Here is a 14,743-nt window from a genome sequence, read left to right on the forward strand (position 1 = left end):
TTCCATTTCCATATCAAACGTGCACTTTGTCGGCTTCGCTTTCCGTACGCCTGTACTGTCTGCGCTTCGCCTTCGCGTTCACGCTTGATCTGGAAATGGAATAAGGCGTACCACCAATAAGAAACGGCCAGGAAATCCTGGCCGTTTTTTGTGGATGGCTGCTATTGCAGCATGAAGGTCTGGTACTCCAGCCGGTCGAGCTTGCGCGAGAGCAGCAGCAGGCCCGTGGCCAGGGTCAGCAGCGTGGCCAGCGCAAAGCCGTAGCCGTACAGGGCTGCGCCAAACCACAGGCTCAGGCCGGTCAGCACCACGTTCAGCAGTACGAACTGCACGCACAGCCACAGCACGATGCGGCGCTGGTCGAGGTAGAAAAACACGTTCAGCACCGCCATCAGCCCCACCTGCAGGCCCGCGCCGATCACCTGCACCTGCAGCAGCGGCAGGTACAGGCGCGAGATGCCGATGAAGTCCAGGATGGCCGGCCCGCCGACGAAGGTGATCAGCACCGCCAGGGTCTGGATTTTGGCGATCTCGCTCAGGCCGTGGCGGATGGCGTAGACCATTTCGTCGCGCATGGCCTCGATGAACTCCAGCGAACCGCCATCGCGCACCGCGTCGTAGAACTTGTCGTAGTACTCGACGAAATCCGTCTCGATGCGCACCAGGAACACCGCCATGCCGGGGATGATCGACAGGTAGGACAGGAACACCGGCAGGTCGTAGATCAGCGAGGCCCGCAGGTGGCCGACGATGGCCTGCGAAGTGGGCGTGAAGAACCAGAACATGAACTTGTCGGCCCAGATGCCCAGGTTCCACAAAAAGCCCACCGCCACCAGCGAGGGGTAGAGCTTGCCCGCCTGCAGAAAGTCGAAGGCCACCATGCGCCGCGCCGGGTGGAACTCGCGCACGATGAGCAGCCACATCCCCGCCAGCAGCACGTAGTGGCCCAGCACGAAGCCGCCGAGCAGCCCCTCCAGCCCCCAGCGGCGCATGAGCAGGGCGCTGACCACGATCAGCCCGTAGGACAGGGCAAACAGCGCCACGATGGCCTTGTAGCGCTTCATGCCCGAGAGCAGCACCGTCAGAATCCACACGCCCGACAGCAGGATGAACCCGGCCAGCATCAGCAGGCGGTACAGCACGCCTTCGCCGGGCAGCACGAAAAACAGCGCCAGCGTGCCCAGGCCGCCCGCGCCCAGCAGCACCAGCGCCATCAGGCCGTGCAGATTGGGCAGGATGGCCTGCTTGCGCCGCTCGAACATCCGGTCGGAGACGAAGCGGGTGAACGCCAGCTGCGCCAGCCCGGTATAGATCAGGCTGCACGCCACCAGGTAGGTCACCGAGGTCTGGAACTGCGTGACCAGGGTGGCCGGCACGACCACGCTGGCGCTGAAAATGCCGATCAGCAGGATGCCGACGATGGACAGCACCCACGGCCCCGAGCCGATCACGCTGGCGTAGGTGTACGCCTGCAGCAGCCCCAGCAGGGTGTTCTTGCGCAGCATGTGGCGCAGCTCGAAACCAATCCCGGCCATGGTCTTATCCTTTCGCGGCGGGCGCCAGCGCCCCTTCGTACACCCGGCGGTAGCGGTCGAACATCAGGGTGTCGGTGTAATAGCGTTCCACCCGCGCCACGGCGGCGGCACTGGCGGCCTGCCAGGCGGCGGGGTCGCCCAGCAGGGCCAGGGCGGCATCGGCCAGCTGCTGCGGCTGGGCGATCGGCACCACGGCGCCGGAAGCGCCCAGCGCCTGGTCTTCGGCATCCAGCCCGTACACCAGCTGGCGGCACGAGCCGACATCGGTGCTGACCGCCGGCACCCCGGCGGCGTAGCCTTCCAGCAGCACCAGGGGCAGGGCCTCGCTGATCGAGGACAGCACCACCAGGCCGATTTGCGGCATCAGGTCTTCCACCTTCTGCATCCCCAGAAAACGCACCTGCTCGTCCAGGCCCAGGCTGCGCACCAGGTTGCGGCATTCCTGGGCGTAGGCCGGGTCTTCATCCTGCGGCCCGGCAATCCAGCCCTGGGCCTGGGGGTGCTGGTTGACCACCCGGCGCATGGCGCGGATGAAGGTCTTGATGTCCTTGATCGGCACCACCCGGCCAATCAGGCACAGCACTGGCGGCGGGCTGGCCGGACGCTGGCTGCGCAGCGGCGCAAAGCGGGCCAGGGCAATGCCGTTGGGGATGTTCATGGTGCGTTCGGCCTGGGCACCGTCCTGAATCTGGCGCAGGCGGTTGGCCTCGTACAGCGCAATGATCGGATCGGCCCGGCGGTAGCAGTAGCGGCCCAGCCATTCGAAGAAGGCAATCCACAACTGGCGGAAGTAGGACAGCTCCGACGGGTCGCGCTGGAAGATGTTGCGGTTGTCGTGAATCCATTCGCTTTTGAACAGGTCGATCTTGCGCTCCTTGGTGTAGATGCCATGCTCGGACAGCACCAGGGGAATGCCACGGGTCTGCGCCAGCAGGCCGCCCAGAAAGCCCGCGTACCCGGTCGAGGCGCAATGCACCGCCCGCACCGTCAGCAGCGCCCGGGCCACCCGGGCCAGGGTCCACAGGGGTTGCAGCATGATGCGCACCGTCCAGAAAAAATCCACGAACGAGGGGTCGGCACAGTGGTCGCGGTAGATCTGGCACAGGAGGTCCCAGGACTGGCGGCTGTAGAGGAAATCCTCCAGGGCAATCGCCCCGCCGGGCTGCAACTGGGCCGCCACGGCCTCGAATGCCGCCATCGCCTGCGGTGCCCGGGGGCCGCCAGCGGCCAGGGCGGCCAGAAAGTCCCTGACCAGGGCCGTGCCCTGCGGGTTACCCGGGCGCTGCGTGGGCTGCAGCTGCGTGCTGCGCTGTACGTCTTCGTACAGGAAGTGCTCCTCGAAATGCACCACGTTGTCCGGGAGGGGGTAGCGGAATGCGCCGTAATCCTGGCGCTTGCTGCCCAGGAAGACGATGGCAAAGCGGTACTGCGGGTAGGCGCGGACGATCTGGTTGATCCAGCTGGAGACGCCCCCGCTCACGTAGGGAAAGGTGCCTTCCAGCAACAAGGCGATGTCGGCGTCGCCGGCCTTGGGGTGTTCCATCAGCGGCCCTTCCAGTAATTGATGACCGGGCGCAGGCGCGGCAGTGCGCCCCATTGGTCCAATGCGCTCATGAGCGCCTGGGTGCGCGGGAAATCGCGCTGCTCGAAGCACAGCTCGGCCTCGTAGGGCAGCACGCGCGTGGCCGGCAGCCCCAGGGCGCGGGCATGGGCGTAAGCCGCCTGGGCCTCGGCACTGTGCCCCTGGGCGTGCAGCAGGCGGCCCTTGCGCAGCACCAGGGCGGCGTTGTCGGGCTGGCGGGCCAGGACGTACTCGCAGTAGTGCAGCGCCTGGGCGCAGGCGTGGTCCCGCAAGTCGCCTTGCACCAGCGCCTGGTACACCAGCTCCCAGTACAGGTCGGCCAGCTGGCGGGCGCTGTCCATGCTCTGCACCTCGTCGCCTGCCGCCTGGGCGCCGTGCCAGGTCTGCAGCTCCTGGTCGATGGCGTGGTTGATGCGCTTTTCCAGGTTGTCCAGCATGCCGTAGGCCAGCAGGCGCAGATCTTCGCTGGCATCGCCCATTGCCGTGCGCAGCAGCGGGGTGGCCGTGCGCCCGCCGACGTATTGCAGCGCCGACATGGCCCGCATCCGCGCGTGCAGGGGCGCCTTGGTATTGGTCAGGAAGGAGCGCATGCCGATGTGCCGAAAGCTGTTGCGCCGCTTTTCGTGCTGGTCGAACTCGGGGGATTCCAGCGTTTCGAAATCGTCGCGGGGGCGGGGCTTGCGGTACAGCGTCAGAAAGACGAAGGCCGCCACGACCCCGACGAAGCCCGCTACGGGAATGGCGTAACTGCACGCCATGATCAGGAGCAGCGTCCAGCCCGGCCGCCCCTGGCGCTGGCGCACCAGGGGCAGCAGCGTCAGCGACAGCAATACGCAGGCCAGGGTGTGCAGCAGCAGATACCCGGCCAGGGCCGTATCGGAGCGCTCGTACAGCAGGGCCACGGTCGTCCAGGCGCTGACCTCCATCCCCAATGCGGCCAGGCCGAGTTTCAGGTTAAGCATGGGCAATGCCGTGGATGCGGGCCACGGTGGCTTCGGGGGCGCTGCTGCTGAGCGCGATGACGTGGGGAAAAATGCCGGCATCGGCCAGCGAGGCATGGCCTTGCTGCGCGGCCCAGCCCTGCAGGCGGGCGATGTAGCCTTCGGCGGTGGCATGGTCGCCCAGCGGCATCAGCACGGCCAGGGTGGTGCGCTGCGGCGCTTCGAGGCACCAGATCTCATCCATTTCGCGTTTCAGGCGCTGAATCTGCTGGGGCAGGCCGAGCGCGATGGCCCGTTCCAGGCACTCCAGCACCACCACGATGCTGGGCACCTGGGTCTGCCGGTGGATGTGCCCGAGCCTTTGCAGCTCGAAGGCGAACGTCGGCGGGCAGTCGGGGAACTGCGCCACGATGGGCGCGGCCAGGGCGTGCATGGACAGGCCGTCGGTGTAGTAGCCCAGCAGCAGGTTGAGGGTCTGCAGGTTTTCCTCCTGCAGGGCGAAGAAGGGCATGTCCTCGACCACCAGCAGGCCGTACAGGGAACCGGCCAGGTCCCGCAGGGGCGCGGCCACCAGGTAGCGGGATGTCTGCTGGCTGGCCAGCGCCTGGCTGACATGGCAGAGCTTGTGGCAGCCCAGGGCCTGGACGACCAGGGGATCGGTGGCGTCCAGGTCGCCGACGCCGCCCAGGCTGGCCAGGGCCGATGTGCCCGGCCTGTCGTCGGCGAGGGGGTACAGCGCTGCCGCCTCCAGCTGGCAGTATTGGGCCAGCAGGCGCAGCAGCACGTCGGGGGCGTGCGGATTGTTGCCTTGCCCGGCATCGCGCAGGGCCAGCAGCGCATCGCGCATCGACATGGGGCGGCCGATCAGCTCCTGCTCCAGCCGGTCGTGCGACAGGCGCAGCAGGTAGTGCTGGCGCACCAGGTGTTCCAGCCGCTGGTCGAGGTAGGCCTGCAGGGTTTCGGCCCGCCGGGTGCGGGTGTGCCACAGGCTGGCGAACTCGCCGACCAGCATGACCAGTACCAGGCCGCCGAGAAAATACATTTTCGGAAACTGGTCGTAGTGCCCGCTGTTCAGCGCCAGCCAACCGGCCAGCAGCACCAGCGCGGCGCCCAGGCCCGGCAGCGGGCCGTAGCGCAGGGCCAGGATGACGGGCGCCAGCCAGGGCCAGGGAAAGCCGGCCCCCTGGGTTTGCAGGGGGTCTTGCGGCGCCCAGAGCAGGCCCAGGGCCAGGGCCGCAGCGGGCAGGAGCAGCGTCTCCAGCAGGACGATGGCCGGGTGCGGGTGGTAGGGGGCCAGCTTGCCCAGCAGGTTCGCCGGGACGTGCAGCCCCCGGGGCGCGGCAGCGTCCTGGCGGTGGTGAATTTCACGGCGTGCGGTTGCCGTCTCGGAGCTTGTCATGGCTTGGACGTGTTACCGGGCCTGGGCCAGGCCGGTACGCAGCAACTTGCGGATGAGCTGCTGGGCGACGGCGGACAGGGCCTCGCGGCTCCAGCCGCTCTTGCCGCCCGTGCCGCTCCACAGCAGTTCGCCGGTCTGCACGTCGATGATCTGCAGGGTCACGCCCGCGGCCGGCTCGCCATCCACGCCGACCTTGTAGCGCCATTCCTCGACGGCGCCCGCCAGGGCGTAGCGGATGCGGTTGTCCCTGGCCCAGGCCAGGGCGTCTTCCTGGCGGCTGTTGTCGGCAGCGCTGAACAGGGCTTCCTGCACGGCGGCATCCGGGGCGCGGCGCACGCTGCCGACGCCCTGGGCGTGCAGCACGGCGGCGGCGATGGCTTCGGCACGGCTGCCGGCCAAGGGGGTTTCGGTGTGGTTGGCAAAGGGCGGAACCACCCAGCTCGATTGCGCCTGCAATTGCGGGGCAGGGCCGCGGTCCAGGGTGGAACAGGCCGAGAGCAGCAAGGCCGCCGCAGTAGCCAGGGTCAGGCCGAGACGGCGCAGCAAGGAAGAGCAGTACAGCATGGTGAAGCTTTCTGGAAGTGAAAATTAAAAATGCAGGCGGTAGGACAAAGACAGGTTGCGCGTCGGTCGATTGGTGCTGCTGGCGGAATCGGCCCCGGACTTGTCCATGCCCCAGCTCAGGCTCAGATGGTCGGGCCCCAGCACATTGCCCGCCAGCCCCAGGCGCAGGCCGTAACCGGCGCCCAACTGGCTGTGCCGGGTGAGGCTGACCATGGCATACGGACGCACGGCGCGGGTGTAATCCTCTTCAAAGCGCATATTGACGGCCGCCTGCAGGCCGTAGAACTGGAAGTTCTCCGGCAGGTAGAACCCGGGGGCGGTCGCTGCGTCGGCCCCTGGCGGCAGGATGCGCTCGGCCGCTCGCAGTCCCTGGCGGCCCAGGGTGGCCGGGTCGCGGCGGCGGTAGCTGTGGGTCGACCAGAACGCGCCCAGGTCTACCGTGGGGGCGTCCTGGCGGTAGGTGTGGGTGTATTCCAGCGTGGTGTGGTGGCCGCTGCCGACCTGGGCGCCGGTTTGCAGGTAGTAGCGCTCCTGCGCGTGGGTCAGGGCCAGGCGGTCCAGGCGGCTGAGCTGGTAGCGCAGGCTGAGGCTCACCATGTCCTTCATCCCCACCAGGCGCAGCGGCAGGCTTTCTGTCGTCGTCAGTTGCCGGCCCAGCTCGGCGTACCAGCGCAGGCGGTTGTCGATGCGCTGGTCGTGGGTGAGCAGCACCGGCGTGGTGTCGGCATAGCCCTGGCGCCGGCCTGCGCTCAGTTGCGTCAGGCCGTCGGGGTGCTGCCAAGTGGCCAGCAGGGAAAAGATTTTTTCTTCCGGCAAGGTGTCGGCCAAGCCGTCGGCGATGTTCATGCGCCGCACGCTGGCAAAGCCGATGTCCAGGGCCAGGCGCGGCGAGATGGCCCAGTGCCATCGGGCCGACGCGGTGGCCTCGTCCATGTCCCCGAGCTGTTCGGTGCTGCCGCGCAGGGCGATGTGGTCGCTGAAGGCCAGCAGGTTGTCCGTCAGCTGCAGGTGCAGCGGGTCGTCGTCGGTCTGCCGGTCCTGGGTTTCAAAGGCCGCGGTCTGGGCGCGACGCAGGTCGCCGATGGTGGCGGCTGCATTCACCCGGTCGTAGCGCGGTAGGCGCTGGTCGAAGGTTTCCAGTAGCTGGCCGGTGGCGGCCCTGTCGTCTTCGGCCAGGGCCAGGGTGATGTCGGCCCACAGCGGGCGGTTGCTGCGCAGGCTGTGGCTGCGGGCGTACTGGTGGTAGAGGAAGCGGCGTTCGGCGGCGTATTCGGCAGCGTCCTGCAGCCAGCCGATGGCGGTTTCCGCAGCGGCGTTGGAATAGTTGCCCTGTGCGTCCCGGTCCAGGCGCAGCAGCTCGCGCAGCACGTCCAGCGCGGGGTCGCCGGGCTGCTGGGTCAGGTTCAGCCGGGCGCGGGCGATGCGCTGCACGGTATCCACCCCTTCCCGGGTCAGCCACTGCGCACGGGCCTGGGCGCGGCTCAGGCGCTGGCCCGCACTGCCTTGGCTGGCCTGCTGCCACTGCCGGGCCAGCAGGGCGCGGCGCAGCCGCCAGGCCTGATCGCCCTGCTGGTTCTCGCCCAGCGCATCGGCGTAGTTCATCAGCCACAGGAAGTCGTTGCGATGGGCCTCGGCCTGCGGGGTCAGATAGCGCTGCAGCGCGACCTGGGGTTGGGACAGCGCCTGGTAGGCGGCAGCCAGGCTGTCGTGCATGGCTTCCGACTGGCTCCAGCGCGATTCGTACTGCGTGAGCAGGCGCTGCAGGGCCACGGCGTCGTTGCTGTCGATGAACAGCCACAGCAGCGTCTGGCGCATGGCGTCGGAGTCGGGGGCCAGGGCAAAACCGGCTTCGTAGTACTTGCGGGCCAGTTCCAGTCGGCCAAAGTTCTGGTGGTAAGTGCCCAGCAGACGCAAAAACTCGGGCGATTGCTGCAAGGCCTGCCAGTGCTGCGGTTGTGCCTGTAGCTGGGTCAGGCTCTGGGTCATCAGGGGCCACTGGTTGCGGTTGCTCCAGATCGTCCAGGCCTGCAGCAGGTGGCGCGGCTCGTGAAAACGTTCCCAGGCCTGCCGGGCGGCCTCGGCAGCCTGCAGCGGCTGGGGTTCCAGCAGCAGGCGGATGAGGCCGTCGAAGTCGGTCAGCTCGGCCTCGGGCGTGGCGACCAGCTGGCGGTAGGCATCCACGGCCAGGGTCTGGTGGTCGCGGCTTTCGGCCACGGCGCCGGTGACGCGCCAGAGGGTGGCGGCCGCTTCGGATTCCTGCGGGGGCGGCAGGGCATGGGCCGCTTCCAGCCAGGCCAGGCCCAAGTCGGGCTGCCCTTGCCTCAGCGCCAGCAGCGCCGCCTGCATGGCCCGCTGGGCGTCGAGCTGCTGCGGATCGGCCAGCAGCCGTTGCCAGGTGGCCAGGGCCAGTGCGGGCTGGCCGGCGCGTTCGGCCAGCTGGGCCAGCAGCTCCAGGGTGTCGGCGGTGGGGGTGTGGCGCTGCAGGAAGGCGATGGCCGCCTGGGGTTCGCCCGCCCGCTCCTGCGTGGCGACGAAGGCGTGCAGCAGGGCGCGGTCGCCCGGGCGCGATTGCAGGGCGTGGCCCAGGGCTTCGGCCAGGGCCGCGTCGTCGAACAGGCCCGGGGCCAGGCGCAGCACGGCCTGCCAGGCGGCATCGCTGCCGGTGCTGCGGGCCAGTACCAGCCAGTGTTGCAGCGCCTGGGGCTGGCGGCCCGTCCATTCCGAGGTTTGCGCCAGGCGCTCGCGCCAGTCCATGGCCTCGGGCCGGTGCTGTACGGCGGCGTTGGCCAGCAGCCAGGCATCCTGCAGGCTGCCGTTTTCCAGAAACACCTGGTAGCCCAGCAGGTAGGTTTTTTCGTCGAACCGTGGCAGCGCGGGCGTGTCGGCGACGCGCAGCGCCGGGGAACGCAGCCACCGGGCGCCGTCGTCATAGGCGGGAGATGCCATGATTTCAGAAGCTGGTTGCGCTGATGAAATCAGGTATTTCACATGGATTTGTGTTTGAAATCCTTGTTTTTCAAGCGCCAGAAGCTCCTGTTTTTGAATCATGCCGGAGAGCGATTGCTGCAGCAGCTGGCGCACGTATTTCTCCGCCACGTCCGGCCGGCCTGTGGCCCGCGCCAGGTTGACCAGCAGGGTGAGTACCTCGGGGTCGCTGGCCCAGGGGCCGGCCTCGGCTTCGGCCAGCGCCAGGGCGGCGGCCATCTGGTTGCCCGATTGCAGGGTGCGCACGGCGTCGATGTACAGCGCCTTGGCTTCCTGGGGGGAAGGGCTGGCGGTGCCGGCCTGCAGGTACAGCTGGGCACTGCCGTGGTAGTCGCCCCGGGCCAGGGCTTCCTGGGCGGCGGTGCGGTAGAACTGGACGGCGGCCTGCGGGTCGTCAGGAATCAGCGTGGTGAACAGGGCCAGCGCCAGCGTGCTTTCCTGGAACTGGCTGGCCCAGGTGGCCAGGCGCAGGGTCTGCGATGGCGGCCAGGGGATTTGCGCCAGCGCCTGAATCTGCTGGCGGATGGCCTGGCTTTGCGCCAGGCGCTGGTCGGCGCTGGCGGGCAGGTGGTTGTATTCGTACAGCGCCAGCTCCCACTGCGTCCACAGGGCCTGGCGGTGCAACTCGGGGTCGCTGGACGCCAGGGCCGGCGCCAGGGTGCGGCGGGCATGGGTGACTTCGCCGTGGGCGATCTGGCGCTGCGCCAGCAGCAGGCGCAGGTGCGGATTGTCCGGGTCGCTGTGCAGGAGGTTGCTCAGGTAGGCATTGGTCAGTTCGGACTCGGCCAGCCCGGCCAGGCGTTTTTCCAGGTCCTGGCGCGGATAGATCAGCCACAGCGCCAGGCACACCATGGCGGCCATGGCCAGCACGAGCCAGTCGGGCGCAAGGACGGGGCGCTCAGCGGCCTGGGCAGAGGACGTCGATCTGAGCGGCAGCATGGGCAAGTTGGAAGGTGTGGGTGTTCGCGCTGCGCCGCTGTGCGGCGATGGGGCGCTGGTCGGCACGCACCCGGCAGCCCTGGACGTTGGCCAGGGTGACGACCAGGGGCACATGGCCCTGGAACGTGGCCGTGAAGCCCTGGTCGGTGCGCTGCCATGCGGCCAGGCGCCCGTTGGCTTCGTACAGGTAGGGGGCAGCGCCTGCCGCCGCTGCGGTTTGCAATCGGGCGGAGGCGCCGGTCATGTGGACGTAGGGCGCTTCCTCGCCCGGGCGCCAGCCGGCAATGGCCTGGCTGGCCTGCACGTCGGGCACGCCCAGCGCGGCGGGCAGGCGCACGGTGCGCAGGTGTCCGGGGCCGCTCAGGCGCCAGCCGGTGCCGTCGCGGGCGATGGCGAAGTCGTAGAAGTCCTGCACTTTCTGCGCGAACTCATAGGCATGAACCGGGTGCAGCGGCTGGCGCAGCGCCCAGTCGTAGGCTTTGTGGACGGCCTTGAGCGAGGCGGGTTTGGACGCGGAATAGCTGTGGTAGTAAATGCCCACCGGCTTGATGCGCCGGGGCGAGCCGGTCATCTCGAAGGTTTCGATCACCCGCTCGAAGCCGTAGAACGGCCCGGTCCACAGGTTGGTGTAGATGTTCTCGTTGGTCGCCGGGGCGTAGACCTGCAGGTAGGGGCCTTTGCGCAGGCCCAGGGCGCCAATGGCCGTGAGGCTGGGGTCGAGCTTGCTGATGAAGGTGTCGCCGCCGTTGAGGTTGAGCAGCCCCGCGCGGGCCGTGATGGCCAGGGCGGCCTCGCCCGGCGCCGTGTCGCCCGACCATTGCAGCAGCTTGACCGGCTTGTCCGGGGGCGCCAGGCGGGTGTTGATGTATTCGGTGGAGCCGACGATCTCGCGCTCCAGATTCATGGTGTAGCCCGGCACGTCCAGGGTCAGGGCCGCTTCGCTGTCCTCCAGGAACAGGCCGTGGCGGCGCGAGGTGTCCCACAAAAAGGGGTGGGAGTAGGTATGGCTGCCGACTTCCATGTGGGGCAGCTTGAAAATCTCGCGGGCAATGGCTTCCAGCCGGGGCGTCAGCTCCGGTGTCATCTCGTGGGCTTCGTACTCCACGATCGACATGGTTTGCGGGATGCGGTATTTGCGGAAAACCTGGTCGAGCAGTACCTGGGCCGTGAGCGGGCTGCCCGGAAATTCCGCACGGGTGTTGTAGGCGTCGCCGTCCACGTGGACGGTCAGCAGGCGCCGGCCGTTTTCCGTCGTGGTGTCGGGAATCGGCAGCACGGGCAGGCGCAGGCTGGCCTGCAGGAAGGCGAAGGGATCGACGATCCAGCGGGCCGCCTCGGTGCCGGGGATTTCGGTCAGCACGTTGGGGTCGAGGATGAAGCCGCCCCACGGCGTGATGGCCCCGCCGACCAGGGTGCGCCCCTGGGCATCGCGCAGCGCCAGCAGCGGGGTCGATTGCGCCAGCAGGGCCGGGCCGAGCTGCTCCAGGTCGGTCTGTGCGCCCGGCAGGGGCGGCTGCGCCTCCAGGCCCAGCATCGGGTGCTGGTTCAGCAGCGTCAGCGCTGTGGGGGCCGCCGGTTCTGCGGCGTTTTGCAGGCCCAGTTTGCGGGCGAACGCCGCGCCGGGTTCCTTGCCCCAGGTGCCGAAGATGGCCAAGGGCAGGCCCAGGTCCATGCGCTGGCCCAGCCACTGCTCGACCATGCGCCCCCGGCTGCCCGGGTAAAAGCCGGAAAACCAGGTGATCACCCCGGCGTAGCGGTCGGGGTAGACGGCGCTGGGCAGCGGCTGATTGACATCGGCATAGTCCACCACATAGCCCAGGTGGTTCAGCGGCATTTGCAGATACCGGTGGGCATTGCTGTAGCGCAGCGAAGGCGACTCGTCGGCGTTGTACAGCACCAGCACCCGGCGGGCCACCGGCTCGATGCTGCCGATGCCGACGCTGGACAGGTCGCTGTCGGTGACCCAGGGGATGAAGCCGTCGGCCGCGATTTTCTCGGCCGTGCGGCGGGCCAGTGCGCGGTCGTGCGGCGGGGCGTAGTCGATCACCAGCACCGGCAGGTGGTCGCGCTCCTGCACGGTGCGCAGCTGCTCCAGCAGCCAGGCGCGGTCCGGTTCGGAGACTTCTTCATAGCGCTGCGTGCGTGCGTTCCAGGCCCGGTACAGCGATTCGGCGGCCACCATCTGCACCTTGCCGGGCAGCCGGGGCAGCAGGTCGAAGCCCCGGTTGAAAATCAGCTGGATGCCCGGAAAGCGCGTATGCAGGGTTTCGATGACGCGCACCAGTCCCTGCTGCTGGGCCTGTTCGTCAAAATCCTGGGCCAGGCGGTAGGAGTCGAGCGTGTCCAGGAAGAACCCCCGGTAGCCCTGTTGCCACAGGGGCGCGATGACGTTGTCGGCGAAAAAATCCGGCCACTGCGCCGTGGTCTGGTCGATCACGTCCGACTGCCAGTCGGCATTGCGGGCCAGCTTCCACTGGGCCGGAATCCTGTCGTAATACGCCCGCGTGGGGTGGACCTCGGTCACCGACGCATAGGCGTAGACCTGGGTCGCGGGCAGCCTGGGCGCCGCCACGTGGTCGGGATCGACGACCAGAATGTCAAAATTCCCGAATTCGCTCAGGGCGATGCCGCTGCCGTAATACAGTGCCACGGCGGGCGCCGGTTGTGCCCAGGCACCACCGGCCAGCAGCGTGCAGGCCAGGACGAGGCGGCGCAAAACGCTGCCCAGGAGGGCGGAGTGACGATACAGAAAACAGGTAGGCATAAAGACGCAAGAAAATGTACAAACTATGTTACGTTATAGTTTTTTTGCATTCAATTTGATTTGACAATAGTTTGCAAAGTATTGTCAAAAGGTAAGAGGATAAGGAATTTTGATGATTTTGGTAACAGGTGGCGCAGGCTATATCGGCTCGCACATGGGCGTGGCGCTGGCCCAGGCAGGGCAGCCGTATCTGGTGCTGGACAACTTCAGCAACAGCCAGCCCTCGGTGCTGGAGCGCATCGGACAGATCGCCGGGCAGGCGCCGCAGTGTATCGAAGGCGATGTGCGCGATGCCGCCTTGCTGGCCGACATTTTTGCCCGCTACCCGATCGAGGCCGTGATTCACTTTGCTGCGCTCAAGGCCGTGGGCGAATCGGTAGCGCAGCCGCTGCGCTATTACGAAAACAACGTGGCGGGGACGGTCACCTTGCTGCAAGCCATGCAGGCGGCCAATGTGCGCACGCTGGTGTTTTCCTCCTCGGCCACGGTGTACGGCGACCCGGCCAGCCTGCCGATCCGCGAGGATTTCCCGCTTTCGGCCACCAATCCCTACGGCTGGAGCAAGCTGATGATGGAGCAGGTGCTGGCCGACGTGGACGCCGCCGAGCCCGGCCAGTGGCGCATCGCCCGGCTGCGCTATTTCAACCCCGTCGGGGCGCACGAAAGCGGCCTGATCGGCGAAGACCCGCAGGGCATCCCGAACAACCTGATGCCCTTCGTGGCCCAGGTGGCCGAAGGGCGGCGCGAGTTTCTGAGCGTCTTCGGCGGCGACTACCCCACCCGGGACGGCACGGGCGAGCGCGACTACATCCACGTCTGCGACCTGGCCGACGGGCACCTGGCCGCGCTGCGCTATTTGCGCCAGCACCCCGGCCTGCTGACCGTGAACCTGGGCACCGGCCAGCCCACGTCGGTGCTGGAGATGGTGCGCGGCTTCGAGCAGGCCAGCGGCCGCCCCGTGCCCTACCGCATGATGCCGCGCCGCCCCGGCGACGTGGCCGCCTGCTGGGCCGACCCCGGTCTGGCGCAGCAACTGCTGGGCTGGCGGGCACAGCGCGACATCGCCGCCATGTGCCGGGACGCCTGGCGCTGGCAAGATGGGGTGGCCCGCCAATTGCACCGGGGGTAAGCCCCCGTTCTGCCACCCGGCCGTGGTATCTTGCCCGGTTCCTTTTCCCGTTTTTTTACTGCACTGCCCATGCTTGCCAAACGCATCATCCCCTGCCTGGACGTGACCGGTGGTCGCGTGGTCAAAGGCGTCAATTTCGTCGAACTGCGCGATGCCGGCGACCCGGTGGAAATCGCCGCCCGCTACAACGAGCAGGGTGCCGACGAGCTGACCTTTCTGGACATCACCGCCACCAGCGACGGGCGCGACCTGATCCTGCCCATCATCGAGGCCGTGGCCAGCCAGGTATTCATCCCGCTGACCGTCGGCGGCGGCGTGCGCACCGTGGACGACGTGCGCCGCCTGCTCAACGCCGGGGCGGACAAGACCAGCTTCAACTCGGCGGCCATCAGCAATCCCCAGGTCATCAATGAAGTCTCGGCCAGATACGGCGCCCAGTGCATCGTGGTGGCCATCGACGCCAAGCGCCGCACGCCCGAGGACGCGCAGCGCATCGGCGCCAACGGCCAGCCCGTGGGCGACGGCTGGGACGTGTACAGCCACGGCGGGCGCAAGAACACCGGGCTGGACGCCGTGCGCTGGGCCGTGGAAATGGCCGAGCGCGGCGCGGGCGAAATCCTGCTGACCAGCATGGACCGCGACGGCACGAAAAGCGGCTTCGACCTGCTGCTGACCCGCGCCGTCAGCGACGCCGTGGGCGTGCCGGTGATCGCCTCGGGCGGCGTCGGCAATTTGCAGCATCTGGCCGACGGCGTGACCCAGGGCGGCGCCGATGCCGTGCTGGCTGCCAGCATCTTTCACTACGGCGAATACACCGTGCGCCAGGCCAAGGAATACCTGCGCGAACGCGGCATTGCCGTGCGTTTGTAAAAAAAGAGCTTCTACCGCTGATGAATAAACGATTT

Annotated in this window: 9 protein-coding genes; 2 read left to right on the forward strand and 7 right to left on the reverse strand. The window is 67.9% G+C overall.

The features are described from left to right. Nucleotides 1-161: 161 nt before the first annotated feature. From pelG to ACFO3A_RS07540, 7 genes are read right to left on the reverse strand one after another with little or no spacing between them, the layout of a single operon-like run. Complete coding sequence (gene pelG / locus ACFO3A_RS07510; RefSeq protein ID WP_377725343.1) at nt 162-1,535, reverse strand: exopolysaccharide Pel transporter PelG; 1,374 nt, start codon at nt 1,533-1,535, stop codon at nt 162-164. Nucleotides 1,536-1,539: 4 nt separating this feature from the next. Then, nucleotides 1,540-3,078 (reverse strand): GT4 family glycosyltransferase PelF, encoded by a 1,539-nt coding sequence (gene pelF, locus ACFO3A_RS07515; RefSeq protein ID WP_377725392.1) that lies wholly within the window; start codon nt 3,076-3,078, stop codon nt 1,540-1,542. Next, entirely contained in the window at nt 3,078-4,079 is a 1,002-nt protein-coding gene (locus tag ACFO3A_RS07520; protein ID WP_377725344.1) for a hypothetical protein, read from the reverse strand. Before ACFO3A_RS07520 ends, pelF begins: the two co-directional genes overlap by 1 nt. After that, nucleotides 4,072-5,457: a PelD GGDEF domain-containing protein gene (locus ACFO3A_RS07525; protein ID WP_377725345.1), complete on the reverse strand. Its 1,386-nt coding sequence runs from the start codon at nt 5,455-5,457 to the stop codon at nt 4,072-4,074. The genes ACFO3A_RS07520 and ACFO3A_RS07525 overlap by 8 nt, the downstream gene beginning before the upstream one ends. 12 nt (nt 5,458-5,469) lie before the next feature. Further along, complete coding sequence (locus ACFO3A_RS07530; protein ID WP_377725346.1) at nt 5,470-6,021, reverse strand: penicillin-binding protein activator LpoB; 552 nt, start codon at nt 6,019-6,021, stop codon at nt 5,470-5,472. A 24-nt stretch (nt 6,022-6,045) separates the two neighbouring features. Then, nucleotides 6,046-9,945, reverse strand: coding sequence for a tetratricopeptide repeat protein (locus ACFO3A_RS07535; RefSeq protein WP_377725348.1), 3,900 nt, complete (start codon nt 9,943-9,945; stop codon nt 6,046-6,048). Next, nucleotides 9,905-12,709, reverse strand: a complete 2,805-nt coding sequence (locus ACFO3A_RS07540; protein WP_377725350.1) for a bifunctional glycoside hydrolase 114/ polysaccharide deacetylase family protein — start codon at nt 12,707-12,709, stop codon at nt 9,905-9,907. Before ACFO3A_RS07540 ends, ACFO3A_RS07535 begins: the two co-directional genes overlap by 41 nt. A 112-nt stretch (nt 12,710-12,821) precedes the next feature. On the opposite strand from ACFO3A_RS07540, the gene galE reads away from it, so the two are divergent. Both galE and hisF read left to right on the forward strand, forming a co-directional pair. Then, nucleotides 12,822-13,838 carry a UDP-glucose 4-epimerase GalE gene (galE, locus tag ACFO3A_RS07545; RefSeq protein WP_377725352.1) on the forward strand — a complete coding sequence of 339 codons (1,017 nt, stop codon included), beginning with the start codon at nt 12,822-12,824 and terminating at the stop codon, nt 13,836-13,838. 69 nt (nt 13,839-13,907) lie between these two features. Next, nucleotides 13,908-14,708, forward strand: coding sequence for an imidazole glycerol phosphate synthase subunit HisF (hisF, locus tag ACFO3A_RS07550; protein WP_377725353.1), 801 nt, complete (start codon nt 13,908-13,910; stop codon nt 14,706-14,708). The last annotated feature ends 35 nt before the right edge of the window (nt 14,709-14,743 follow it).

It is taken from the genome of Comamonas nitrativorans (assembly GCF_042654765.1).
Lineage (GTDB): Bacteria > Pseudomonadota > Gammaproteobacteria > Burkholderiales > Burkholderiaceae_C > Comamonas > Comamonas nitrativorans.